The sequence below is a fragment of the Streptomyces sp. BJ20 genome, from assembly GCF_022869105.1.
Lineage (GTDB): Bacteria > Actinomycetota > Actinomycetes > Streptomycetales > Streptomycetaceae > Streptomyces > Streptomyces griseoincarnatus.
Genome location: NZ_CP094918.1, coordinates 799,550 through 823,983 on the forward strand (window position 1 = coordinate 799,550; position 24,434 = coordinate 823,983).

General features: G+C 73.7%; 17 protein-coding genes and 2 pseudogenes. 15 read left to right on the forward strand and 4 right to left on the reverse strand.

What is annotated here, in order from left to right:
* Positions 1 to 694: 694 nt before the first annotated feature.
* Positions 695 to 892: pseudogene (locus MTR79_RS03825) on the reverse strand (helix-turn-helix transcriptional regulator); the annotation flags it as partial.
* Between the two features lie 96 nt (positions 893 to 988).
* On the opposite strand from MTR79_RS03825, the gene MTR79_RS03830 reads away from it, so the two are divergent.
* On the forward strand, positions 989 to 2,659 hold the full coding sequence (locus MTR79_RS03830) for a DUF6350 family protein (RefSeq protein ID WP_244789174.1): 1,671 nt from the start codon (positions 989 to 991) through the stop codon (positions 2,657 to 2,659).
* Between the two features lie 336 nt (positions 2,660 to 2,995).
* Here the strand turns inward: MTR79_RS03830 and MTR79_RS03835 are convergent, their stop codons facing one another.
* Positions 2,996 to 3,808, reverse strand: a complete 813-nt coding sequence (locus MTR79_RS03835) for a hypothetical protein (protein ID WP_086702613.1) — start codon at positions 3,806 to 3,808, stop codon at positions 2,996 to 2,998.
* Positions 3,809 to 4,194: 386 nt separating this feature from the next.
* Between MTR79_RS03835 and purN the strand changes: the two genes are divergently transcribed.
* Together purN and purH are read left to right on the forward strand one after the other, a co-directional pair.
* Positions 4,195 to 4,836 carry a phosphoribosylglycinamide formyltransferase gene (gene purN, locus MTR79_RS03840; RefSeq protein WP_086702611.1) on the forward strand — a complete coding sequence of 214 codons (642 nt, stop codon included), beginning with the start codon at positions 4,195 to 4,197 and terminating at the stop codon, positions 4,834 to 4,836.
* Positions 4,833 to 6,395 carry a bifunctional phosphoribosylaminoimidazolecarboxamide formyltransferase/IMP cyclohydrolase gene (gene purH / locus MTR79_RS03845; protein ID WP_086702610.1) on the forward strand — a complete coding sequence of 521 codons (1,563 nt, stop codon included), beginning with the start codon at positions 4,833 to 4,835 and terminating at the stop codon, positions 6,393 to 6,395. Before purN ends, purH begins: the two co-directional genes overlap by 4 nt.
* Positions 6,396 to 6,744: 349 nt before the next feature.
* Here purH and MTR79_RS03850 read toward each other — a convergent pair whose 3' ends face one another.
* Positions 6,745 to 7,332: a hypothetical protein gene (locus tag MTR79_RS03850; RefSeq protein WP_086702609.1), complete on the reverse strand. Its 588-nt coding sequence runs from the start codon at positions 7,330 to 7,332 to the stop codon at positions 6,745 to 6,747.
* A 292-nt stretch (positions 7,333 to 7,624) separates the two neighbouring features.
* On the opposite strand from MTR79_RS03850, the gene MTR79_RS03855 reads away from it, so the two are divergent.
* The 12 genes and pseudogenes from MTR79_RS03855 to MTR79_RS03910 all read left to right on the forward strand — a co-directional run bounded on the left by MTR79_RS03855 (position 7,625) and on the right by MTR79_RS03910 (position 23,874).
* Complete coding sequence (locus tag MTR79_RS03855; protein WP_033272374.1) at positions 7,625 to 8,479, forward strand: bifunctional methylenetetrahydrofolate dehydrogenase/methenyltetrahydrofolate cyclohydrolase; 855 nt, start codon at positions 7,625 to 7,627, stop codon at positions 8,477 to 8,479.
* Entirely contained in the window at positions 8,469 to 8,975 is a 507-nt protein-coding gene (locus MTR79_RS03860; RefSeq protein WP_086702607.1) for a DUF3017 domain-containing protein, read from the forward strand. The genes MTR79_RS03855 and MTR79_RS03860 overlap by 11 nt, the downstream gene beginning before the upstream one ends.
* 530 nt (positions 8,976 to 9,505) lie before the next feature.
* Positions 9,506 to 10,603 (forward strand): XRE family transcriptional regulator, encoded by a 1,098-nt coding sequence (locus MTR79_RS03865; protein ID WP_244789176.1) that lies wholly within the window; start codon positions 9,506 to 9,508, stop codon positions 10,601 to 10,603.
* Positions 10,604 to 11,105: 502 nt separating this feature from the next.
* Positions 11,106 to 12,095 (forward strand): malate dehydrogenase, encoded by a 990-nt coding sequence (locus MTR79_RS03870; RefSeq protein WP_048457944.1) that lies wholly within the window; start codon positions 11,106 to 11,108, stop codon positions 12,093 to 12,095.
* A gap of 181 nt (positions 12,096 to 12,276) precedes the next feature.
* Positions 12,277 to 13,962, forward strand: coding sequence for a hypothetical protein (locus tag MTR79_RS03875; RefSeq protein WP_244789178.1), 1,686 nt, complete (start codon positions 12,277 to 12,279; stop codon positions 13,960 to 13,962).
* 2 nt (positions 13,963 to 13,964) lie between these two features.
* The gene (locus tag MTR79_RS03880) at positions 13,965 to 14,318 is read left to right on the forward strand and encodes a hypothetical protein (protein ID WP_086702603.1); all 354 of its coding nucleotides are present in this window, start codon (positions 13,965 to 13,967) and stop codon (positions 14,316 to 14,318) included.
* 10 nt (positions 14,319 to 14,328) lie between these two features.
* The gene (locus MTR79_RS03885) at positions 14,329 to 15,279 is read left to right on the forward strand and encodes a hypothetical protein (protein WP_244789180.1); all 951 of its coding nucleotides are present in this window, start codon (positions 14,329 to 14,331) and stop codon (positions 15,277 to 15,279) included.
* 801 nt (positions 15,280 to 16,080) lie between these two features.
* Positions 16,081 to 17,601 carry an aldehyde dehydrogenase family protein gene (locus tag MTR79_RS03890; protein ID WP_244789182.1) on the forward strand — a complete coding sequence of 507 codons (1,521 nt, stop codon included), beginning with the start codon at positions 16,081 to 16,083 and terminating at the stop codon, positions 17,599 to 17,601.
* Positions 17,602 to 17,713: 112 nt separating this feature from the next.
* Entirely contained in the window at positions 17,714 to 19,240 is a 1,527-nt protein-coding gene (locus MTR79_RS03895) for a GMC oxidoreductase (protein ID WP_244789184.1), read from the forward strand.
* Positions 19,237 to 20,313 (forward strand): annotated as a pseudogene (locus MTR79_RS03900) (glycine betaine/L-proline ABC transporter ATP-binding protein); the annotation flags it as partial. The gene MTR79_RS03895 and the pseudogene MTR79_RS03900, both read left to right, overlap by 4 nt.
* Before the next feature lie 653 nt (positions 20,314 to 20,966).
* Positions 20,967 to 22,916 carry an ABC transporter permease subunit gene (locus MTR79_RS03905; protein WP_244789186.1) on the forward strand — a complete coding sequence of 650 codons (1,950 nt, stop codon included), beginning with the start codon at positions 20,967 to 20,969 and terminating at the stop codon, positions 22,914 to 22,916.
* Between the two features lies 1 nt (position 22,917).
* A complete protein-coding gene (locus tag MTR79_RS03910; protein WP_244789188.1) occupies positions 22,918 to 23,874 on the forward strand; it encodes an ABC transporter substrate-binding protein in 957 nt (318 codons plus the stop codon).
* Positions 23,875 to 23,881: 7 nt separating this feature from the next.
* Here MTR79_RS03910 and MTR79_RS03915 read toward each other — a convergent pair whose 3' ends face one another.
* Positions 23,882 to 24,388, reverse strand: a complete 507-nt coding sequence (locus MTR79_RS03915) for a carboxymuconolactone decarboxylase family protein (protein ID WP_086703056.1) — start codon at positions 24,386 to 24,388, stop codon at positions 23,882 to 23,884.
* Positions 24,389 to 24,434: the final 46 nt, after the last annotated feature.

Here is a 24,434-nt window from a genome sequence, read left to right on the forward strand (position 1 = left end):
CGGGGGTTGCCTCGCTCCCTGACCTGCGGCTGCCGGCGTGCATCCCCTGCCGCTCGGGGGTTGCACCGGGCGCCGACTCGACTCGGCTTTCCGACTCGGGGTCGCTTGCCGGCAGAGCCTCTCGCTCTGGTGCTGAGCCGTGCCCCGGCTCGGTCCCGCCGCCTGGCCTGGGGTCGCCGGCCGGCGTCGCCTCCCGCTCCGACGCGGTGGCGTGCCCGGACTCGCCCGACGCGGTGCCGTTCCCGGACTCGCGCCCGTCTTCCGTCACCGGGCCACCCTCTGTCCCGGGCCCGCTCCCAGGCTCGGGTCCGCTGTCTGGCTTCGGTCCGCTGTCCGGCTTCGGGCCGCTCTCCGACGCTGGTTCGCTGTCCAACTCGGTCCTGTCCTCCGACTCCTGGCCGTGGCCCGGCGCGCGCCCGGCGTCCGGTGTGGGTCCGTGCGCCGACTGCGGCCCACCCGCCGCTCCCGTCTCGGCGGTCGGCTCCGACGCACGTCGGACCCCCGCCCTCGGTGCGGTTGCCGACGACGAGCCCCGCTCCGACGACGTGTCCGCCCCCGGCGGCGACAAGAGCGCCGTCGGGGTCAGGGCGAACTCGGCGGGGTCCAGGGCGGCCGCGTCCCCGGCGCCCTCGACCGGTGCCGTACGGACCGTCACCCCATCCCGCACCTGCGGCACCTGACGGGGCGTGTCCGCCGCCAGTGCGGACAGCACCTCCGCGTACGCGACCCTGTTGCGCCCCCGAGGCGTGCTGCGCCCCGACTCCCAGGCGCGCACCGTGTCGGGGCGTACCCCGAGACGGCGCGCGAGCTGAGCGCGCGTCAGCGCGCGGGCCTCCCGCAGGCGTCGGCGTTCGTTCGGCGGGGGGAGCGGAACGGCAGGGCTCCGCGTCACTGGGCGTCCCTCAGTACAGAAAAGTGCATAAACATATATTGAGCGACACAGCCGAGGTTCGCCCGTTACGCCGGTAAAGCGCGTGTCGTTGGCAGCATGGCGGGCGTGATCCAGACGACCGTACGCCGATCGATGCCGGCCTCCCTGCTCCTCCGGGTGCGTCACCGCTCGCCCGGGCTGGCCAACGGCCTGGTCGGTGGCGCCCTCGCGGCCGGGCTGGGCCTCGCGGCGTTCACCGTGCTCGTGATGCTGCTGTGGGTCAGCTCCCCCTACCCGGACAGCGGACCCGGCGGCGCCCTGCACGTCGCGGCGGCCCTGTGGCTGCTGGCGCACGGCGCCGAACTGGTCCGCGTCGACACCCTCTCCGGCGCCCCCGCCCCGATGGGCGTGCCCCCGCTGCTGCTCGCCGTGGTGCCGGTGTGGCTGCTGCACCGGGCGGCACGGGACACCGCCGAGGGAGGCGCCCGCGACAACGCCCCGCTGATGCCGGGCCGCACCGCCTGGGCGGGCGTCGTCCTCGGCTACCTCGCCGTCGCCGCCCCCGCCGCCCTCTACGCCGCCGGCGGCGCCCTGCGCCCCTCGTGGGCATGGACGGCGCTGTGCGTGCCGCTGGTCGCGCTGGTGGCCGCCGGGACGGGCGTGTGGACCGCGTACGGACGGCCCAGCGGACCGCTGGAGCAGGTGCTGGGCGCGGTGCTGCCCCGGGGGGCGCGGCACCTGGTGCTCGGCCCCGACGGCCGTCCCGGAGTCGCGGCGCGCGCGGCGGCGGCCGGGGCGACGGTGCTGGTCGCGGGCGGTGCGGTGCTGCTGACGGTGTCGCTGGGCTGGCACTTCGGCGAGACCCGCCGCACGTTCGGACGGCTGACCGAGGGCTGGTCGGGGTGGCTGGCGGTGCTGCTGCTCTGCGTCACGCTGCTGCCGAACGCGGCGGTGTGGGCGGCGGCCTACGCCCTCGGCCCCGGCTTCCTCCTGGGCACGGGCGTCGCGGTGACGCCGCTCGGTGCGCGGGCCGCGCCGCTGCTGCCGCCGTTCCCGCTGCTGGCGGCGGTGCCGGACCCGGGCGCGGGCACGGCGCTGCACGGGACGGTCGTGGCGCTGCCGCTGACGGCGGGGGTCGTGGTGGGGTGGTTCGTGGGGCGGGGGTCCGTGACGGGCGGCGGACGCTTCGGCGTCTGGACGACCGGGCGGACCGCCGGTGCGGCGGCGTTCGCGGCGGGGCTGTGCGGGGTGCTGATGGCGCTGCTCGCCGGGCTGGCGGGCGGCCCCCTGGGCACGGCCGCGCTGGCCCGGTTCGGCCCGGTTTGGTGGCAGGTGGGCCTGGCGACGGCGGTGTGGCTCGGGCTGACGGCCGCCGCGACGGCCCTGACCGTACGGGCGTGGCGCCTGCGCCGGTCGTACAGGAGGGGCGAGCGTCGTGCGGACCGTGTGGTCGCCCCCCGGCGCCGTCCGGCCCTCCCGCGCCCAGCCCGGAGGGAACGGCTCCCCCGTCGCACCTGGTTCAAGCGGAAGCCCGGACGAAGCGCCCCCGCCCCCGCGCCCGTCGCCGCCGACGAGCCCTACCTGCTCCTCGACGACGACGACGGCGACGACCGCGCCCACGGCGCCCCCGGTGACCTCCGTGACCTCCATGACGGCACAGACCCCTTCGGCCTCCGCCCGCGCCCCGAGCCCTTGGACGACCTCCCCACCCCCTCACCCCCCGCCGCACCGGGGACACCGAACCCCGCCCGCCCGCGTGAGCGCGCGAAGCGCGACCGCCGCCCGTGACGAGCAGCCGTAGCTGCTTCCCGACCTCGACAGCGACGACCGGGACGGCAGCGACACGACCGCCGGCCCCAGCCCGCCCGTCGGGCCGGGGACGACGCGATCCGCGCCGGCCCGCCGCGCTGGCGGAACCTTCCGCCCTCGCGTTCCGCCGATGGCGCTCGGCCCCGGACGGCACCGGAACCCGCGCCCCCCACGCGAGCTCCCCGACCGCCCCGAGCCCGTGAGCGACCTCGCGGCCCCTCACCCTCCGGCTCCGAGAACACCGCACCCCGCCCACCCGCGTGAGCGGGCGGGCGGGGTGCGGCGCGATCCGAGAAACGTCCGGAGGGCGACCCGTCAGCCTTCCTCGTCCAGCAGGCCCCGCAGCTGTTCCGGCAGGTGGTCCCCGCAGGACTGGCGTGCCTGCTGCGTGAGGGCGTCGCTGGTGCACTCGTAGTAGTCGCTGTAGACCAGGCGGGCGCCGAAGACCCCGGCCACCAGCAGCAGCGCCAGGCCGGCCGTGACCAGGCCGCTCACCGCCGCCGTGGTCTGCGGGCGGCCCTTCTGCTCGGACGCCGGGGCGTCCGGGTCCTGCCCGCGGGGTTTGGCGCGCAGGGCGCTGATGCTCCAGTACAGGGCGAGCGCGCCCAGCAGCAGCGCCAGGTACGGCCAGTTGAACAGGGCGAAGAAGAAGGCCCACATACCGCCCAGCAGGGCGTAGCGCGCGCGGCGCTGGGCCGGGTCCGTGGGGTCCCAGCGCATGCCCGGACCCTGCTGGCCGCCGCCCTGTCCCTGCTGGCCGCCGCCCTGCCCCTCGGGGCCGCGCGGACGCTCGCCGAAGCCGCCGGAGGAGCGGCCGGGCTGCCGGTCGCTCCAGTTGCGGCCCCACGGGGAGCGGCCGCCGCCCTCGCCGTCGCCGCCCGAGGGGTGGCGCGGCTGCCAGGGGCGGTCGGGCGTGCCCTCCGGAGGGGGCGCGAACGGGTTGTCGTCCTGGCCCGACCCCCGACCGTCCCGGGAGTCCTGGCCCTGGCCGTCACGGCGGTCGTCGCCGTCGCCTCGGGAGGCGTCGGGCGGCGAGGAGGGGCGCTCCCGCAGCAGCACGGCGCCACGCTCCCCTCCCTGGGCCGACTGCTGGGGGAACGTGAGGAGTCGCAGGCTGCGGTCCGGCATCAAGTGAGCGTCTTCCCCTTTGTGAAGCACGGCGTGAGTGCGGTGTGACCGCCTCGCACGACGTATCGACTACGAGTGAGCGGTGAGCTGGTGCGTTTCCGTCAGCTCCGCGCGGCCCGGGTCCGTCGCCCTGTGAACGAACGGTGCGCTGTCGGCGTTCCCGTGCGCCCCGGTGTCCATCGGCTCGTACCCCGGCCGGCTCCTACCAGACGCTACCTTCCGGCCACGCCCCCGTCCCGTGGGGGCCCGTCGGGAGTGCCGGTATCGTTGCTGCCGGTCGGCCGCTTCGTAGGCTTCCCCGTATCAGGGGGCGCGAAGCATTCGTAGGAATGTACAAAGCGCTGTGCCGCCGGCCGTACAGACGCTCCCCGAGAAAGGGCCCCACCGTGGCCGCCAAGCCCGTGGCCGAGCGCGCCAGGCGCCGTCTCGTCGTGCTGGTCTCCGGATCCGGCACCAACCTGCAGGCGCTCCTCGACGAGATCGCCGCCGTCGGACCCGACGCCTACGGGGCCGAGGTCGTCGCCGTCGGCGCCGACCGCGACGGCATCGAGGGGCTGGCCCGAGCCGAGCGGGCCGGGCTGCCGACCTTCGTGTGCAAGGTCAAGGACCACCCCACCCGCGAGGAGTGGGACGCGGCGCTCGCCGAGGCCGTCGCCGCGTACGAGCCCGACCTCGTGGTGTCCGCCGGGTTCATGAAGATCGTGGGGAAGGAGTTCCTCGCGCGCTTCGGCGGGCGGTTCGTGAACACCCACCCCGCCCTGCTGCCCAGTTTCCCGGGAGCCCACGGCGTACGGGACGCGCTCGCGTACGGCGCCAAGGTCACCGGCTGCACCGTCCACTTCGTCGACGACGGCGTCGACACCGGGCCGATCATCGCGCAGGGCGTGGTGGAGGTCCGGGACGAGGACGACGAGAGCGCTCTGCACGAGCGCATCAAGGAAGTCGAGCGAAGGCTGCTCGTCGAGGTCGTGGGGCGCCTCGCCCGCAACGGCTATCGCATCGAGGGACGAAAGGTAGTTATCCAGTGACCGCCGAGAGCAACAAGCGGGCCATTCGACGGGCGCTCGTCAGCGTCTACGACAAGACCGGCCTCGAGGATCTCGCGCGCGGCCTGCACGAGGCCGGGGTGGAGCTGGTCTCCACCGGGTCCACCGCCGCCAAGATCGCCGCCGCGGGCGTCCCCGTGACCAAGGTCGAGGAGCTGACCGGTTTCCCCGAGTGCCTGGACGGCCGGGTCAAGACGCTGCACCCCAAGGTGCACGCCGGCATCCTCGCCGACCTGCGTCTCGCCGACCACGAGCAGCAGCTCAAGGAGCTCGGCGTGGAGCCGTTCGACCTGGTCGTCGTGAACCTCTACCCGTTCCGTGAGACCGTCGCCTCCGGCGCCTCGCCCGACGAGTGCGTGGAGCAGATCGACATCGGCGGCCCCTCGATGGTCCGCGCCGCCGCCAAGAACCACCCGTCGGTCGCCGTCGTCACCAGCCCCGCCCGCTACGGCGACGTCCTCGCCGCGGTCCGGGACGGCGGCTTCGACCTCGCCACCCGCAAGCGGCTCGCCGCCGAGGCCTTCCAGCACACGGCCGCGTACGACGTGGCCGTCGCCTCCTGGTTCGCCTCCGAGTACGCACCCGTCGACGACTCGCAGTTCCCCGACTTCCTCGGCGCCACCTGGGAGCGCAAGGACACCCTCCGCTACGGCGAGAACCCGCACCAGCCGGCCGCGCTCTACGTGTCGGGCACGGGCGGCCTCGCCGAGGCCGAGCAGCTGCACGGCAAGGAGATGTCGTACAACAACTACACGGACACGGACGCCGCGCTCCGTGCCGCGTACGACCACGACGCCCCGGCCGTCGCGATCATCAAGCACGCCAACCCGTGCGGCATCGCGGTCGGCGCGGACGTCGCCGAGGCGCACCGCAAGGCGCACGCTTGCGACCCGCTGTCCGCGTTCGGCGGCGTGATCGCCGTGAACCGCCCGGTGTCCAAGGAGATGGCCGAGCAGGTCGCGGAGATCTTCACCGAGGTCATCGTCGCCCCGGACTACGAGGACGGCGCTCTCGAGGCGCTCACCAAGAAGAAGAACATCCGCGTGCTGCGCGCCCCCGAGGCGCCGTCCGCCCCGGTCGAGGTCAAGCCCATCGACGGCGGCGCGCTGCTCCAGGTCACCGACCGGCTCCAGGCCGAGGGCGACGACCCGGCGACCTGGACACTGGCCACCGGCGAGGCCCTGTCCGAGGCCGACCTGGCCGACCTGGCGTTCGCCTGGAAGGCCTGCCGCGCGGTGAAGTCCAACGCGATCCTGCTCGCCAAGGACGGCGCGTCGGTCGGCGTCGGCATGGGCCAGGTGAACCGCGTCGACTCCGCGAAGCTGGCGGTCGAGCGGGCCGGCGCCGAGCGCGCCCGCGGCTCCTTCGCCGCCTCCGACGCGTTCTTCCCCTTCCCCGACGGTCTGGAGATCCTCACCGAGGCCGGCGTGAAGGCGGTCGTCCAGCCGGGCGGTTCGGTCCGCGACGAGCTGGTGGTCGAGGCCGCGGAGAAGGCGGGCGTGACGATGTACTTCACGGGGACGCGGCACTTCTTCCACTGAGCCGCGAGCTCTGAGCCCGGAGCCCTGAGCTCTGAGCCCGGAGCCATGAGCCCTGAGCACGGAGCCCCCTGAGCACGGAGCCCTCAGCCCTGAGCCGGAGGGCGGTGGCCCCGGTCCTCACCCGGACCGGGGCCACCGCCGTCGTGTGTGCCCGCGTCAGCAGGGCCACCTGGGACCGGATCGGGTCCCAGGTGGCCCCCTTCGGGTGCGACACGGGTGCGCGGCGGGATGAGCGGCGGGACCGGCGCGAACCGGACGGGTCCGGCGCCGGAAACACCGAGGCCGTGTCCCCCCTGTACGGGGCGGACACGGCCTTGTGGTGGACCGTCGGCGGGACCGTCACCCGTGGTCAGTACCTCGGGCGCCGGAACCACTCGGCGCTCGCCCGCTTCGCGCAGAACACGATCACCAGGATCGACACGACCCAGATGACCAGGCCGAGCAGGTAGATGGCCAGCGCGAAGAGACCACTGACGATCGCGAACGAGGCGTACACGATCGAGCAGACGCGGACCGAGCTGCCGCCCTTGGCGTACTGGAGCAGGAGGACCAGGCCGAGGATCGCGAAGACGGCGGCCAGGCCGGCGAAGAAGACGATGACGCCCTTGCCCAGGTCGGCGTACTGCTCGGCCTCGGCCGTGAGGTCGGCCTGGCGCATCGACTCGTCCCACTGCGCCAGCGCCACGCCGTACACGGCCGCGATGACGACGTGTGCGAGCGCGATCACGCCGACCAGGACTTGCGCGGCGCGCGTGATGCCGGGCATCTGGGTGGGGACGTAACCGCCGCCGTAGGGCTGGCCCACCGGGGGCGCCGACGGGTAGCCGTATCCGGGCTGCGCGGGCTGGCCGGGCTGCTGGGGGTAGCCGTAGCCGGGGCCGGCCTGGGGCTGCTGGGGCGGCTGCCCGTAGGGGTTGTTCGGGTCGCCGAAACTCATGGCGGTTCTTCCTCCGTTGCGCTTCAGTTGCGGGGACGACGCGAGGCACGGCGCGGAGGAAGTACTACAGATGCGGTCCGTCCCCCCGGTTCTGCCCGCGGCACTGTGCGTTCATCGTTCTTGACCGTTCCTTTCCTTGTCCAGCCGTACGACATATGTGTTGTGCAAGTGCAACAATGCGATCTTGCTCGTATCGCCACCGATGGTGAGCGAATGCCCGCTCCCGACGTCGCGGCCGACCGGAATGCGGGCTGATTGGAACAGGGGACCGGTCATCCGCGAGGATGGGGTCATGACCGCCCAGATTCTCGATGGCAAGGCCACCGCAGCCGAGATCAAGTCCGATCTGACCGCCCGCGTGGCGGCGCTGAAGGAGAAGGGCGTCACGCCCGGCCTCGGCACGATCCTCGTGGGGGACGACCCCGGGAGCCAGAAGTACGTCGCCGGCAAGCACCGCGACTGCGCCCAGGTGGGCATCGCCTCCATCCAGCGCGAACTGCCCGCCACCGCCACGCAGGAGGAGATCGAGGCGGTCGTCCGCGAGCTGAACGAGGACCCGGCCTGCACCGGCTACATCGTCCAGCTGCCGCTCCCCAAGGGCATCGACGAGAACCGCATCCTCGAGCTGATGGACCCGGAGAAGGACGCCGACGGCCTCCACCCGATGAACCTCGGCCGTCTCGTCCTCAACGAGCCCGCCCCGCTGCCCTGTACGCCGAACGGCATCATCACGCTGCTGCGCCGCCACGGCGTGGAGATCAAGGGCGCCGAGGTCGTGGTCGTCGGACGCGGCGTCACCATCGGCCGTCCGATGCCGCTGCTGCTGACCCGGCGCAGCGAGAACGCCACCGTGACCCAGTGCCACACCGGCACCCGCGACCTGTCCGCGCACCTCAAGCGCGCGGACATCGTCATCGCCGCCGCCGGCAGCGCCCACCTGATCCGTCCCGAGGACGTCAAGCCTGGCGCGGCCGTCCTGGACGTCGGCGTCTCCCGCAGCGCCGAGGGCAAGATCGTCGGCGACGTCCACCCGGGCGTGGCCGAGGTGGCCGGCTGGGTCGCGCCCAACCCCGGCGGCGTCGGCCCGATGACCCGGGCGCAGCTGCTCGTCAACGTGGTCGAGGCGGCGGAGCGCAGTGTCGGCTGAGCGGAAGGCACCGGACGCCCCCGGGGCCCCCGCGGCGGAGGAGTCCCCCGAGGACGTCACCGTGCGCGACGCGGTCAGTGCGCCCGACGCCGAGGGCGCCCCGCGCCGCGCCACCCGCAGGTTCCCGCTGTTCACGCGGGACACCGCGCGCCCCGAGGGCGGCGGTCGCGCGGCCCCCGGCGACGCCCCCGCGCCCGCCCGGCAGTGGCCGATCCTGGCCGTGCTGCTCACCGTGGGCCTGGGCCTGCTGCTGACCGCGCTGGACGTGTTCCGGGTCGGGCTGCTGCTGATCGGCGTGGCGCTGGTGGCCGGGGCGGTGCTGCGCTGGACGGTGCCGGACGTCGGCATGCTCGCCGTGCGCTCCCGCTTCACCGACATCGTCACCTACGGCGGCCTGGGCCTGGTGATCGTGCTGCTGGCGCTGATGATGCAGCCGGATCCGCTGCTGCGGTTCCCGTGGCTGCAGGACATGCTGCACTTCACGGTCGACAGCTGAGCCGCCCGAGCGGCGACACGGCGGCCCGTCCACACCCCCGTGAGAGGACGGGCCGCCGCCGCGCACCACGTTCCTGCACGGCGGACGGCCCGATCAACGGAGGCCCGGCCGCTGTGGCACGGAAGTGACCATTCCGGTACGCGCCCCGGAATCCCCGTACACCCTTGCGATGACCCCGGCCCCCGTTCACGACACGGGTGACCGCGCAGGGGTGATGTGGCCACGGACACCCCCGCGTCCGGGCGCCGGGGTGGTAGGACAAGAAGACGGTGGGACGGTCGTACCGGTCCGGTTCACACGGTGCGCGGGTTCCGGGGTTCCGTTCGGCCGGGGGGCCGACCGGTGGGACACTGGAGCGCAAGCGACTGGGCGTGCGACGCCGCACGCGCCCTGTTGCTCCCGCGCGCCCCCACCCCGGGAACTGAGACCCGTCCCGGTGGCATCCCTGTGGGTAGCCGGACGGGACGTGGCAGCGGGCACCATGCGCGAAGGAAACACCGGCACGAACCGGGGGGAAGAGGGGGAGAGCAATGCCTCGTTGGAAGGCCTTGCCGGATGAGCTCGATCCGCAGATCAGGGAGTTCACCAGCCAGCTCAGGCGGCTGGTGGACCGCAGCGGGCTGAGCGTCGCGTCGGTCGCCGACCGCACGGGCTACAGCAAGACGTCCTGGGAGCGCTATCTGAACGGGCGGCTGCTCGCGCCGAAGGGCGCGATCGTGGCGCTGGCCGAGGTCACCGGGACCAACCCGGTGCACCTGACCACCATGTGGGAGCTCGCCGAGCGCGCCTGGAGCCGTTCGGAGATGCGGCACGACATGACCATGGAGGCGATCCGGATCTCGCAGGCGCGCGCCGCGCTGAGCGAGCTGGCCGGGCCGTCGTCGGGCGGAGGCGGACGCGCCCGCGGCGGCGGACCCCGTACGGGGGTCGCCGGTCCGGCCGGGGTGTCGCCGAGCGTGCCGCCGCAGCCGACCGCCACCGACGTGCGTGACGCGTCGGGCAGCGGCAACTCCTGGGGGGTCGCCCATCCGGACGCCGGTTACCCGGGGGCGTACGGTCCCGGGGCCCCCGCGGCGGGCGGGTACGGCCCGCCGCCCGTGGAGCCGTCGGGTCCGGGCGGCGGTTCCGGCCGTCCCGCGGGCAAGCGGCGCACGGCGATGTTCCTCGTCGGCGCGCTCGGCGCGCTGGTGGTGGTCGCCGCCGGGCTGTACGTCACCGAGACCCAGGGCGACAAGAAGGAGGCCAGGCCCTCCCCGTCGCCCACCGTCACCAAGGAGGCGCAGCTGCCTCCCGGCGTGAAGTGCAGCGGCAAGAGCTGCGCGGGCAAGGACGCCGAGGTGATGGGGTGCAGCGGCGACCTGGTCACCACGGCCGGCTCCGCGGTCGTCGGCGCCGCCACCGTCGAGGTCCGCTACAGCGAGGTCTGCGCCGCCGCGTGGGGACGCGTCACGCAGGCCACGCAGGGGGACACCGTCGAGATCAGCTCGGGCGCGTCCCAGGAGACCGACTCGGTCGACGCCCCGGGCGACACGGTCGCCTACACGATGATGGTGCCGGTCGCCTCCGCGACCGAGGCGAAGGCCTGCGCGGTGCTGGCCGCGACGGGCGAGAAGGGCTGCACGGACTGACGGTCCGGCCGCTCCCGCGGGGCGGCCGGATCCCGGACCACCGGGGCGTCGGGACCGGGTGGCCGGTTCCCTCGCCCGTGTAGGCCGTACGGGTCGTGACATGTGAGGGAAGCGTGGTGGCGTGAATGCGGCCGCGTGGGGCGGGCACGCGAGTAGTACCCCCACGGGATACCGGCACGGTCGGTCCCGGACGGCGGCCGCCCCGCCCTCACCTCTCCCGGACGGAGCGGCCGCCCCTCATTGCCCGTCTCCCCAGCTCTCCGTCGCCCTCGGCTACCCGCGTGCGTACGCGGTCACTCTGTGGGACGGGCCACAGGGAGCCCGGCCGTGCGCGCCGACGGATGCGCGATAGCCTGACCGCTGGATCTCTCTTGACGCCAAGAGATCGATCATTCGAACCGGTGATCGATCATCGTGGCGGCCACCGGTCACGAGCCGGAGCGGGGATCCCGCACCAGGGGGCAGGGACCGCCCCACCGCCAGCTGTCATACGGAGAACGCCATGACCCGCACTCCCGTGAACGTCACCGTCACCGGCGCGGCCGGCCAGATCGGTTACGCCCTGCTCTTCCGCATCGCCTCCGGCCAGCTGCTCGGCGCGGACGTGCCGGTCAAGCTGCGCCTCCTGGAGATCACGCCCGCGCTGAAGGCCGCCGAGGGCACGGCCATGGAGCTGGACGACTGCGCGTTCCCGCTTCTGCAGGGCATCGAGATCACCGACGACCCGAACGTCGCCTTCGACGGCTCCAACGTCGCCCTCCTCGTCGGCGCCCGCCCCCGCACCAAGGGCATGGAGCGCGGCGACCTCCTGGAGGCCAACGGCGGCATCTTCAAGCCGCAGGGCAAGGCCATCAACGACCACGCCGCGGACGACATCAAGGTCCTCGTGGTCGGCAACCCGGCCAACACCAACGCCCTGATCGCCCAGGCCGCCGCCCCGGACGTACCGGCCGAGCGCTTCACCGCGATGACCCGCCTGGACCACAACCGCGCGCTCACCCAGCTCGCGAAGAAGACGGGCTCCACGGTCGCCGACATCAAGCGCCTGACGATCTGGGGCAACCACTCCGCCACCCAGTACCCGGACATCTTCCACGCCACGATCGCCGGCAAGAACGCCGCCGAGGTCGTCAGCGACGAGAAGTGGCTGGCCGACGACTTCATCCCGACCGTCGCCAAGCGCGGTGCGGCGATCATCGAGGCCCGTGGGGCCTCCTCCGCCGCCTCGGCCGCCAACGCCGCCATCGACCACGTCCACTCGTGGGTCAACGGCACCGCCGACGGCGACTGGGTCTCCATGGGCATTCCGTCGGACGGCTCCTACGGCGTCCCGGAGGGCCTCATCTCCTCCTTCCCCGTCACCTGCAAGGACGGCACGTACGAGATCGTCCAGGGCCTGGAGATCAACGAGTTCTCCCGCACCCGCATCGACGCCTCCGTCGCCGAGCTGGCGGAGGAGCGCGACGCGGTCCGCGGCCTCGGCCTCATCTGAGCCCGGCCACCACGGCCTTCGCGGGGCCCCGTACCGGTTCGTCCGGTACGGGGCCCCGTGCTTCGCACGGTCTCGTCGGCCCCTGTGGTCAATCCGGTTCGCGTCCGCCCGCCCTTCCCCTATGCTGATGCCCCGTCACTCCACGTGGTGGTGACGTCGATTCGCGTATCGGGGGATCCGCGTGAGCACTGCCTTCGTGCCCCAGCAGCAGCCACAGCACCCGGGCGGGACGCCGGACGGCCCGCCGCCCGTGCCCCCGTACGCCAGTGAGGCGTCCCGGCTGCTGTGTGCGGGGACCTACCTGGACGCCGGCTACCGCGACCGGGTCGTCGAGGAGCTCTACCTGCACGAACAGCGGGTCGTCGCGCCCTCGCTGGGCTTCGACGCGGCCCGCGTCCTCGCGCACGCGCTGCGCGCCCGGCGGCTGGAGATGCTGTGGGCGGCCGCCGTCGTCGGCCTGTGGATCGTCGGCGCATTGGTCAGCGGCGGCCTGCTCGCCTACTTCCTGATCCCCAGTCTGCTGCTCGCCTTCGCGCCCCTGGCGCCCCGGGCCGCCGCGCCTCTGGTCCGCTGGAGCGGCCGCGTCATCAGCGCGTTCCTCCTGTACAGCCTCGGCGCCGCCGCTTTCGGCGGGGCGGACGGCGGCTCCGGGTACGAGTCCTCCTACGAATCCGGCGGTGACAACCCGCTGAGCGCGATCAGCGACGGCCTCGCGGGAAGCGCCGAACCCTGGCAGGCGTGGTTCGGGATCGGCGTGCTCGTGGTGATCGGCCTGTGCGTTGCGGGACGGCGTGACCAGTTCGCCCGCGTCCTCGCCGAGGAACTCTCCAGGGACCGCTTCCCCGACGCCGCCGGCGACCGCGCCGAGCAGTCCGGAGGGCACCGCCTGCGGAGACTGATCCAGCGCATCCGGCTGGAGCAGCACACGCCGCTCGTCATGTACCACGAGGCGCGCCCCTTCTGCGGGGCGGGCGCGCCGCACGACACCTGGGTGCTCGCCGTCGAACTGCGGCCCGACGAGGACGCGGACCAGCAGCCGCTGAGCAACCGGGCCATCCTCGACCGGGTCCGGCCCCTCATCGAGCAGCTGAGGATCCCGGCCGAGCACGCGGGCCCCGGCGTACGGGACCGGCTGCGGCGGCTGGAGGTCGACGAGTGCGTGTTCCTGCCCGTCGAAGGGTTGCTGCGCCGGGACGAGGCGCCGTACGCGCCGGACGACTTCGAGCAGCACCGGACGCGGGCCGTCGAGGAGGGCGGCGAGAAGCGGAGGCACTTCCTGCGCGTCCGCGTCGCCGGCTGGGAGGAGGAGCTGGTCGTCACCGTCTTCGTTCGCGTCCACACCCAGGGACGGATGCTGATGCTGGAGATCGCGCCGCACGTGCTGCTGCCGGTCCGCGCGGACTTCAAGGACGCCGACCGTGCCTACCAGGATTTCCGTGACGACCGGACGGGCAGGATCGCCGGCGCCGCCGTCCTGGTGCCTCGCTCCGCCGGTGAAGCGCTGATCACACTCGGCCGGGGCCTGCGCTTCGCGTGGCGGCTGCTGACCGGCGGCCACGCCCACGCGCTGCCCGACGGGCCCGCCCTGTCCGTGCGGGAGCTGGCCGAGGCGCCCGCCGGGTCCACGTTCCAGGACATGGACGTCGCCCGGTACCTGCGCAGCGTGCAGGACCGCATCAGCCGCGGGGTGCGGCTGGCGCTGGGCGAAGCCGGCTACGAGACCGGCGAGTTCGTGCAGAAGATCGTCAACATCAGCAGCGGCGCGGTGCACATCGGGCGCGCCGACAACTCGTCGTTCGCCTTCGGTGACCACGCGCGCGCCCAGACCACGACCGGCGGCCCCGAGCCGCAGAAGGGATCCGACTGACGATGGCAACCGACGACCCGAACGTCAGCATCGGCCGCGCCGACAACTCCTCCTTCGCGTTCGGCGCCAACGCCCGCGCCGAGACGCACAACACCACGGCCCCGGCGCGCGACGAGACCGCCGAGCAGTTGCTGGCCGCCGTGCGGGAACTGCGCGAGGACCTCGCCCGGCTTAGGGAGAACGAGCAGGTCGCGCGGCTGGACTCCACCCTCGCCGACACCGAGGAGGAGATCACCCGCACCGGGGCCGCGGGCGAGGGCCGCATACAGCGGCTGCGCGAGGCACTCACGGACGCCCAGAGCGTCCTGACCCTGTTCTCGTCGGCCGGGGCCGTCGCCGCGCTGCTGGGGATGTGAGAGGGGCGCCATGAACGGCGGACAGCGGTACTGGAACGAGGACACCCAGCGCTGGGAGGGCGGCGGCGAGGCCGCCCCGGTGACTCCGCCGCCGCCTCCTCCGCCGTCCTTCCAGCCGGTCGTGCCCCCGGCCGCCCCGGGCGGGGTGACCGATCCCGACGCCCCGGTCGGCGGGGGGTGGTCCGTCCCGGAGCCGCCGAAGCCGGGAGTGCCCGACGCCGGGCGTCGGCGGATGGTGTGGGGTGTGCTGGGCGGGGCCGCGGCGGTGGGGGTCGCGGTGGCGCTCGTGCTGAGCCTGGTCGTGGGGGACGACGGGGAGGGCGGCGGCGCGGACGACCGGGCGGGGGGTACGGATACGAGCACCGCGCAGGTGTCGCCGTCGCCGGTGGGGGAGTCGGATGCGGTGCCCACGGAGTCCTTCGAGCCGTCCGAGTCGTCCGAGTCGTCGGAGTCGCCCGGGGGCGAGGCGTCGCCGCTGCCCGAGGGGTTCGAGCTGCACCAGGATGCCGAGGGGTTCACCATCGCCCGGCCCACGGGGTGGGAGCGGGAGACGGTGCCTTCGCAGCACGGCTTCGACGTCGTGAACTACCGGAGTCCGGACGGGTTCCGGCGGCTTCAGGTGTACGAGATCGCCGAGTCCACGCCGGAGGAGTCCTTCGAGCTGTACCTGTCGGAGGACACGCCGAAGCCGGACGGCTTCCAGCGGGTCGAGATGGTGCGGCTCGACGAGGAGGGCGTGGACGGGATGCGTCTCGCGTACCTTGCCGACTCGCTGCGGGGCGAGCCCGACGTGGGGAGTTGGCACGTGCAGGACGTGCGCTTCCGGTCGCCGCACGACGGGAAGGTGTACGCGATCGCGGCGTACGCGGCCCCTACGGACGGGATCGATCCGGAGCTGGAGCTCGCGCTGACGGCGGTGAAGCGCTTCTGTCCGCCGTCCGCGGTGTGTGGCTCGCCGTGAACTGACGTTCTGTCGGCCGCGACAGGCACCGGCGTCGGTGAGGGCGGGGGGGTGTTCGCGCAGCTCGGCGCCGACGTGGTGCCGCCGCGCCCGCCCTCGCCCACTCTTGACTGCGCTCGAGCGGGAGGTACCCCCATCGCCCCGGGAGTGCCTCCCAGGCCCTCAAGGCACTGGGGGAGGCACGCATGCCCTGGGGGAGGCACGCATGCCCGCGGGTGGCGGAAGGGGGCGCCGACGTGCCCACCACTGTTGCTACGGGGACGCCCCCACGCCCTCAAGTCACTGGGGGGGAATCGCCCGCGGGGGGCGGAATGGATGCCCCCCGGCCACGTGGCTGCCGGCGCTTGGCGTGATCGCATGCCGCCCCGGCCCCGGCGAGTGCCTGCGGGTGGCGGGGCAGGGTGCCGTTTCGTCCGGGCGATTGCCTGCGGGTGGCGGGGCAGGGTGCCGCTGCGTCTCTGCGATTGCCTGCGGGTGGCGGGGCAGGGTGCCGCTGCGTCCGGGCGATTGCCTGCGGGGGGCGGACAGAATGCCGCTGCGTTCCTGCGAGTGCCCGCGGGTGGCGGACCGGGTGCCGCCCTCGCCGTGGTTTTGGCCGCAGTTGGCGGGATCGCGTCCCGACCCGGTCGTCCGGGTCGGCCGGGGTCGGGGGCGCGGGCCCCCTCAGAGGGCCGCGTGACGAAGCGCACTTCGCGCGGGGATTTCGCATGTATGGCGCCCGGCAGGGCAGGCGCACCCGGTCTCGCGGGTAACAGGCATGTGACTCACGGGCGCGGAAAAGAACGGAAGGCAGCACCGATCATGGCGGACAGCACAGCATTGCGGGCGCGCGACACCATCTACGCGGGGGGCGAGTGGCGGGCCGCCGTCTCCGGGGCCACCCGGGAGATCCTCGACCCGGCGGACGCCCGGGCGTTCGCCGTCGTCGCGGAGGGCGACGAGAAGGACACCGACCTCGCCGTGGCGGCGGCGCGCCGCGCCTTCGACGAGGGGCCCTGGCCGCGCACCCCCGTCACCGAGCGGGCCGCGCTGCTGCGCCGTGTCGCCGACCTCCTGGTCCGGGACCGCGAGGAACTGGGCCTGCTGGAGGCCCAGGACGCGGGCAAGACCGTCGAGGAGGGCCGCGTCGACATCGACTGCGTGGCCGACGCCTTCCGTTACTTCGCCGACCTGGTCGCCGCCGAGGCGCCCGGCCGGGTCGTGGACGCGGGCTCGCCCGACATCCACAGTGTGGTCGTGCACGAGCCGGTCGGCGTCTGCGCCCTTATCACCCCCTGGAACTACCCTCTTCTGCAGGCCAGTTGGAAGATCGCCCCGGCGCTCGCCGCGGGCAACACCTTCGTGGTCAAACCCAGCGAGATCACCCCGATGACGACCGTCGCCCTGATCGGCCTGCTCACCGAGGCGGGTCTGCCCGCCGGCGTCGCCAACATCGTCACCGGCCCCGGTCACACCGTCGGCGCACGGATGGCCGAGCACCCCGACGTGGACCTGGTCTCCTTCACCGGCGGTCTGGTCAGCGGCACCAAGGTCGCCCAGGCGGCCGCGCCGACCGTGAAGAAGGTCGCCCTCGAACTCGGCGGCAAGAACCCCAACGTCGTGTTCGCCGACGCCTGCGCCACCGAGGAGGGCTTCGACACCGCCGTCGACCAGGCCCTCAACGCGGCCTTCATCCACAGCGGCCAGGTCTGCTCGGCCGGTGCGCGCCTCATCGTCGAGGAGTCCGTGCGGGATCGTTTCGTCGCCGAACTCGCCCGCCGCGCCGAGAAGATCCGGCTCGGCCGGGGCACCGAGGACGGCGTCGAATGCGGCCCGCTCGTCTCCGCGCAGCAGCGCGAGAAGGTCGAGTCGTACGTCGACTCCGCCCTCAAGGAGGGCGCGGTGCTGCGCTGCGGCGGCAAGCGGCCCGAGTCGGCGCCCGAACGCCCCGCGTCCGGCTACTTCTACGAGCCGACCGTCCTCGACCGCTGCCACCGCGAGATGCGCGTCGTGCGCGAGGAGGTCTTCGGACCGGTCCTCACCGTCGAGACGTTCCGCACCGAGGACGAGGCCGTCGCCCTCGCCAACGACACCGAGTACGGCCTGGCCGGCGGTGTGTGGACGGCCGATCCGGGCCGCGCCCGCCGGGTGGCCGGACGGCTGCGCCACGGCACCGTGTGGATCAACGACTTCCACCCCTACCTCCCGCAGGCCGAGTGGGGCGGCTTCGGCAAGAGCGGCACCGGGCGCGAACTCGGACCGGCGGGGCTCGCGGAGTACCGCGAGACCAAGCACGTCTACCAGAACCTGGCGCCGGCACCGGTTCGGTGGTTCCGCGGCTGAGGCCGCCGCGTCCCGGCGGTGCCGCGTCGCTTCGTGGGCGGGTGCGGCGCCGCGGGGGCCGATCGCGCAGTTCCCCGCGCCCCTTCGGGGCGCCTCATGTCCTGGAGTCTCCATGAACACACCTGTCTACGACTACGTCGTCATAGGCGGCGGGACCGCAGGTTCCGTCATCGCCTCCCGGCTCACCGAGAACCCGGACGTCACCGTCGCCGTCATCGAGGGCGGCCCCAGCGACGTCGGCCGTGACGACGTGCTGACGTTGCGCCGCTGGATGGGCCTGCTCGGCGGCGAGCTGGACTACGACTACCCCACCACCGAGCAGCCACGCGGCAACTCCCACATCCGGCACAGCCGCGCCCGCGTCCTCGGCGGCTGCTCCTCGCACAACACGCTCATCGCGTTCAAGCCGCTGCCGTCCGACTGGGACGAGTGGGAGCAGGCCGGCGCCAAGGGCTGGGGCGCCGTGCAGATGGAGGCGTACTACGCCCGGCTGAAGAACAACATCGTCCCGGTCGACGAGAAGGACCGGAACGCCATCGCCCGCGACTTCGTCGACGCCGCGCGGACCGCGCTCGAGGTGCCCCGCATCGAGGGCTTCAACAAGAAGCCCTTCGCCGAGGGCGCCGGCTTCTTCGACCTCGCCTACCACCCCGAGAACAACAAGCGGTCGTCCGCGTCGGTGGCGTACCTGCACCCGGTGATGGACGAGCGGACCAACCTGACGCTCTGGCTGGAGACCTGGGCGTACAGGCTGGAGCTGAACGGCACCCGCGCGGAGGGCGTCCGTGTGCGCACCAAGGACGGCGAGGAGGTGCTGATCCGCGCCCGCAACGAGGTGGTGCTGTGCGCCGGCGCCGTCGACTCGCCGCGGCTGCTGCTGCACTCCGGCATCGGACCGCGCGAGGACCTGGAGGCGCTCGGCATCCCCGTGGCGCACCACCTGCCGGGCGTCGGCGAGAACCTGCTCGACCACCCGGAGTCGGTGATCGTGTGGGAGACCGACGGGCCCATCCCCGAGAACTCGGCGATGGACTCCGACGCCGGTCTGTTCGTGCGCCGCGACCCCGAACACGCGGGCCCCGACCTGATGTTCCACTTCTACCAGATCCCGTTCACGGACAACCCGGAGCGACTGGGCTACGAGCGGCCGGAGTTCGGGGTCTCCATGACGCCGAACATCCCGAAGCCGAAGAGCCGCGGCCGGCTGTACCTGACCAGCGCCGACCCCGAGGTGAAGCCGGCGCTGGACTTCCGGTACTTCACCGACGAGGACGACTACGACGGCCGCACGCTCGTCGACGGCATCCGCATCGCCCGCGAGATCGCGAAGACGGAGCCGCTCGCACACTGGCTCAAGCGCGAGGTGGCGCCCGGGCCCGACGTCACCGGTGACGAGGAGCTGAGCGAGTACGCCCGCAAGGTCGCGCACACCGTCTACCACCCGGCCGGCACCTGCAAGATGGGCGCCGCCGACGACGAGACCGCGGTCGTCGACCCCGAGCTGCGGATCCGGGGCCTTCAGGGCATCCGCGTCGCCGACGCCTCCGTCTTCCCGACCATGACCGCCGTCAACCCGATGATCGGCGTACTGATGGTCGGCGAGCGGGCCGTCGATCTCCTCGGCGGTGATGCCCGATGAGCGCGGCGACAGCGGCCGTCCCCGCCGCCGGCTCCGCCCCCGCGTCCGACGCCGGGGCCCCGCCCGTCTTCTCCGTCGAGGGACTGTGGAAGGTCTTCGGGCCCCGCGCCGACAGGGTGCCCGCCGACCCCGCGCTGGCCGCGCTCGACGCCGCCGAACTGCGCGCCCGCACCGGCTGCACGGCCGCCGTGCGGGACGTCTCCTTCGACGTCCGCAAGGGCGAGGTCTTCGTCGTCATGGGCCTGTCCGGCTCCGGCAAGTCCACGCTGGTGCGCTGCCTGACCCGGCTGATCGAGCCGACCGCGGGCCGTATCGCCATCGACGGCGAGGACGTCCGCGCGATGGACGGGACGCGGCTGCGGGAACTGCGGCGCCATCGCGCCGCCATGGTCTTCCAGCACTTCGGTCTGCTGCCGCACCGCACCGTCCTCGACAACGTCGCCTACGGCCTGGAGATCCAGGGCATGGGCCGCGCCGCGCGGCGCGAGAGGGCTGCCGAGGTCGTCGCCAAGGTCGGTCTCGCGGGCATGGAACAGCGCAGGCCCGCCCAGCTCTCCGGCGGCCAGCGACAGCGGGTCGGGCTGGCCCGCGCGCTCGCCGTCGACCCCGAAGTACTGCTGTTCGACGAGCCGTTCAGCGCGCTCGACCCGCTGATCCGGCGGGACATGCAGGACGAGGTGGTGCGGCTGCACCGTGAGGAGGGCCGCACGATGGTCTTCATCACGCACGACCTCCAGGAGGCGCTGAAGCTGGGCGACCGCATCGCGCTGATGCGGGACGGCCGTGTGGTGCAGCTCGGCACACCCGAGGAGATCGTGGGCGCGCCCGCCGACGACTACGTGCGCGCGTTCGTCCAGGACGTGCCGCGCGAGCAGGTCCTCACCGTCCGGACGGCCATGCGCCCCGCCTCACCGGCGGAACGGACGGCCACGGGCCCGACGGTCACCCCCGACACCACGGTGTCGCAGGCGATCACCACGGTCTCCCGCGAGGGCGCCCCCGCCCGCGTCCTGGACGCGGGCGCATGCGTGGGCGTCGTGGACGCGGAGACGCTGCTGAACGTGGTGGCAGGCCACCCCGCCACCGCGCCCGCGGACACGCCCGCCGCCCTGAGCGCGGCCGCGTCCGCGGTTGAGGACGTGGGCGGCAATTCCGCCGTGTCGGACGCGGGCGGTCCCGCCGACGAAGTGCCGGCCGGGCCGACTGCTGTTGCCGGGGGCGCCGACGGCTCCGCCGTCCGGGGCGCGGACGTGTCCGCCGGGAGGCCGGCCGCAGGCGGGGAGGCTCCCGCGGGCCGGGGCGCGGACGCGTCCGCGGTTGAGGACGTGGGCGGCAATTCCGCCGTGTCGGACGCGGGCGGTCCCGCCGACGCAGGGTCGGCCGGGCCGGGAGGTGCCGACGGCTCCGCCGTCCGGGGCGCGGACGTGTCCGCCGGGAGGCCGGCGGCAGGCGGGGAGGCTCCCGCGGGCCGGGGCGCGGACGTGTCCGCGGTTGAGGCCGTGGGCGGCAGTTCCGCCGTGTCGGACGCGGGCGGTCCCGACGACGCAGGGTCGGCCGGACCGGGAGGTGCCGACGGCTCCGCCGTCCGGGGCGCGGACGTGTCCGCCGGGAGGCCGGCCGCAGGCGGGGACGCTCCCGCCGGCCCGGGCGCGGACGCGTCCGCCGATGAGGCCGCGGGCGGCAGCTCCGGCGTCCCCGCCCCGCCCGCCGGCAAGGAGTCCGTCTGATGGCGACCCTCGCCGCCACCGCGCGGGAGACCGCGACATCCGGCGTCCTCGGCAACCCCCTCGTCCGCAAGCTCGGCGTCCTGCTCGTCCTCGCCGTCGTCGTCGTGCCGTTCGCGGCGAGTCGGTGGGGGAGCGGGGCGTGGCCCGGGGCGTTGACCGTCGACGTGTCCGGGCCGCTCGGCACCGTCAGTGACTGGATCGTCGACAACCGAGACTCCCACCCCCTGTTCCTCTACTTCCTCGGCCACGTCAGCAACGCCGTCGTCATCGCCGTACGCGCCGTCTATCTCGCCCTCCTCGCTGTCGGCTGGGCGGGAGTGACGGCCGTGGCCGCGCTGACCGCCTGGCGCGTCGCGGGGATCCGGCTCGCGCTGGGGACCGCCGCCGCGTTCCTCGCCTGCGGGCTGCTGGGCATGTGGGTGCCCACCATGCAGACGCTCGCGCTCATGGTGGTCGCGGTCACCGCGTCCGTCGCGGCGGGCGCTCTGCTCGGGCTCGCGGCCGGGCTGTCCGACCGTATGCACCGGGCGCTGCGCCCCGTCCTCGACACCATGCAGGTCCTGCCGGCCTTCGCCTACCTGCTGCCGGTCGTGCTGGTCTTCGGCATCGGCGTCCCCGCGGCCGTGCTCGCCACGGTCGTCTACGCCGCCCCGCCGATGGCCCGGCTCACCGCGCTCGGGCTGCGTGGCGCGGACAAGGAGGTGCTGGAGGCGGTCGAGTCGCTCGGGACGACCGCGCGCCAGCGCCTGCTGACCGCCCGCGTCCCGCTGGCCCGCAAGGAGCTGCTGCTCGGGCTCAACCAGACGATCATGATGGCCCTGTCCATGGCCGTCATCGCGTCGGTGATCGGCGCGGGCGGCCTCGGCGACCGCGTCTACCAGGCGCTCGCCTCGGTCGACGTGGGCGCCGCGCTCGCCGCGGGCGTCCCGATCGTGCTGCTGGCGGTCGTCCTGGACCGGGTGACCGGCGCGGCCGGCGCCCGGCTCGGCGACGCGCCCGCCCCCGACGCCCGTCTGCTCGGGGCGTGCGCCCTGGCCGCCGCGGCCGTCGTCGCGGTCGCCGGACGTCTCGCGGGCCGGCTGGAGTGGCCGGAGAGCTGGGTCGTCGGCATCACGGAGCCGGTCAACCGGGCCGTCGACTGGATGACCGCGCACCTCTACTCGGGCGTGCCCGTGGTCGGCGGCACCGCCGACTGGGCGGGCCGCTTCACCACCTGGGTGCTCGACCCGCTCCGCGACGGACTCCAGTGGCTGCCCTGGTGGGCCGTGCTGCTGATCGTCGCCGCCCTGGCCTGGCTGATCGGCACCTGGCGCACCGCGCTCACCGCCGTGCTCGCGATGGCCGCCATCGGTGTGCTCGGTGTGTGGGGGCCGTCACTGGACACGCTGTCGCAGGTCCTCGCCGCCGTCGCCGTGACCCTCGTCATCGGGTTCGCCGCGGGCATCGCCGCCGCGCGCAGCGACCGCGTCGAGCGGCTGCTGCGCCCGGTGCTGGACGTGTTCCAGACGATGCCGCAGTTCGTGTACCTGATCCCGGTGGTCGCCCTGTTCGGCGTGGGCCGCGCCCCTGCGGTCGCCGCCGCGGTCGTCTACGCGCTGCCCGCCGTCGTCCGCATCACCGCGCAGGGGCTGCGGCAGGTCGATCCGGCCGCCCTGGAGTCGGCGCGCTCGCTCGGCGCAACCGGCGCCCAGCAGCTGCGGCAGGTGCAGCTCCCGCTGGCCCGCCCGGCGCTGCTGCTCGCCGTCAACCAGGGCGTCGTCCTGGTCCTCGCCGTGGTGATCATCGGCGGCCTGGTCGGCGGCGGCGCCCTCGGCTACGACGTCGTCTTCGGTCTCGCGCAGGGCGACCTGGCGACCGGTCTGGTGGCCGGCGCCGCGATCGTCTGCCTGGGGCTGATGCTCGACCGGGTCACCCAGCCCACCGGACGCCGCGCGACGAAGGGAGCGTGACATGCGGATCCGTACGATGCCCGCCGTGGCGGCGGGCTGCGCGCTCCTGCTGCTGACCGGCTGCGGGGCCGCCGACATGACCAAGCAGGCCTCGCCGTTCGCCAACGCGCGGGGGGCGAAGACGGTCACCCTGTCGGTGCAGTCCTGGGTCGGCGCCCAGGCCAACGTGGCCGTCGCCCAGTACCTGCTGGAGCACGAGCTGGGCTACCGCGTCGACACCGTGCAGGTCGACGAGGTGCCCGCCTGGGACGCCCTCAGCCAGGGCCGCGTGGACGCGATCCTGGAGGACTGGGGCCACCCCGACCAGGAGCAGCGGTACGTCGAGGAGAAGAAGACGATCGTGAACGGCGGCGACCTGGGCGTCACCGGGCACATCGGCTGGTTCGTGCCGACGTACTTCGCGAAGCAGAACCCGGACGTCACCGACTGGAAGAACCTGAACAAGTACGCCGACAGGTTCCGCACCGCGGAGAGCGGCGGCAAGGGCCAGCTCCTCGACGGCTCCCCCTCCTACGTCACCAACGACAAGGCGCTGGTGAAGAACCTGAAGCTGGACTACCGGGTGGTGTTCGCCGGCTCCGAGGCCGCGCAGATCACGCAGATCCAGCAGTTCGCCAAGGAGAAGAAGCCGTTCCTCACCTACTGGTACACGCCCCAGTGGCTGTCCGAGCAGGTGCCGATGACGGAGGTGGAACTGCCCCCGTACGAGGAGGGCTGCGACGCGGACCCGGAGAAGGTCGCCTGCGCCTACCCGCACACCCCGCTGCAGAAGTACCTCAACGCGGACTTCGCGCGCAGCGGCGGCAAGGCGGCGGAGCTGCTGAGGAACTTCGAGTGGACGACCGAGGACCAGAACGAGGTCTCCCTGATGATCGCCGAGCAGAAGCTGTCGCCGCGCGAGGCGGCGGAGAAGTGGGTGGACAGCCACCGCTCCGTCTGGGAGAAGTGGCTGCCCTGAGACGCGGCTAGTGGTGCTGTCCCGGCTGGTAGTGGCCGGGCGTCATCCGGCAGGTCACGCCGAACCGGTTCCAGGCGTTGATCACCGCGATGGCGGCGATCAGCTGGGACAGCTCCGCCTCGTCGAACTGCTTCGCGGCCCGCTCGTACACCTCGTCCGGCACGAAGCCCTCGGTGAGGACGGTGACCGCCTCGGTCAGCTCGATCGCGGCGATCTCCTTCTCCGTGTAGAAGTGCCGCGACTCCTCCCACGCGGACAGCTGGACGATCCGCTCGACGCTCTCGCCCGCCGCGAGGGCGTCCTTGCTGTGCATGTCCAGGCAGAACGCGCAGTGGTTGAGCTGGGAGGCGCGGATCTTGACCAGCTCGGCCAGTTTCGGGTCGAGACCCTGCCGGGCCGCGGCGTCCAGCCGGACCATCGCCTTGTAGACCTCGGGGGCGTGCTTCGCCCACTCCATGCGGGCGGGCTCCTCCGCCGCGTAGGAGAGCGTCCCGGTCGTGTCGGTGTTCGTCATGCCGTCGAGCCTAGGAGCCGGGCAGCCCAGGGGTATGGTCCAGTTC

What these genes read in the sequence shown, in the direction of transcription:
- MTR79_RS03835 (WP_086702613.1), bottom strand. Translation starts at nt 3,808, where the DNA reads ATGCCGGACCGCAGCCTGCGACTCCTCACGTTCCCCCAGCAGTCGGCC.
- MTR79_RS03865 (WP_244789176.1), top strand. Translation starts at nt 9,506, where the DNA reads ATGCCTCGTTGGAAGGCCTTGCCGGATGAGCTCGATCCGCAGATCAGG.
- MTR79_RS03910 (WP_244789188.1), top strand. Translation starts at nt 22,918, where the DNA reads ATGCGGATCCGTACGATGCCCGCCGTGGCGGCGGGCTGCGCGCTCCTG.
- MTR79_RS03905 (WP_244789186.1), top strand. Translation starts at nt 20,967, where the DNA reads ATGGCGACCCTCGCCGCCACCGCGCGGGAGACCGCGACATCCGGCGTC.
- MTR79_RS03830 (WP_244789174.1), top strand. Translation starts at nt 989, where the DNA reads ATGGCGGGCGTGATCCAGACGACCGTACGCCGATCGATGCCGGCCTCC.
- MTR79_RS03880 (WP_086702603.1), top strand. Translation starts at nt 13,965, where the DNA reads ATGGCAACCGACGACCCGAACGTCAGCATCGGCCGCGCCGACAACTCC.
- MTR79_RS03850 (WP_086702609.1), bottom strand. Translation starts at nt 7,332, where the DNA reads ATGAGTTTCGGCGACCCGAACAACCCCTACGGGCAGCCGCCCCAGCAG.
- MTR79_RS03885 (WP_244789180.1), top strand. Translation starts at nt 14,329, where the DNA reads ATGAACGGCGGACAGCGGTACTGGAACGAGGACACCCAGCGCTGGGAG.
- MTR79_RS03890 (WP_244789182.1), top strand. Translation starts at nt 16,081, where the DNA reads ATGGCGGACAGCACAGCATTGCGGGCGCGCGACACCATCTACGCGGGG.
- MTR79_RS03855 (WP_033272374.1), top strand. Translation starts at nt 7,625, where the DNA reads ATGACCGCCCAGATTCTCGATGGCAAGGCCACCGCAGCCGAGATCAAG.
- MTR79_RS03895 (WP_244789184.1), top strand. Translation starts at nt 17,714, where the DNA reads ATGAACACACCTGTCTACGACTACGTCGTCATAGGCGGCGGGACCGCA.
- MTR79_RS03915 (WP_086703056.1), bottom strand. Translation starts at nt 24,388, where the DNA reads ATGACGAACACCGACACGACCGGGACGCTCTCCTACGCGGCGGAGGAG.
- MTR79_RS03870 (WP_048457944.1), top strand. Translation starts at nt 11,106, where the DNA reads ATGACCCGCACTCCCGTGAACGTCACCGTCACCGGCGCGGCCGGCCAG.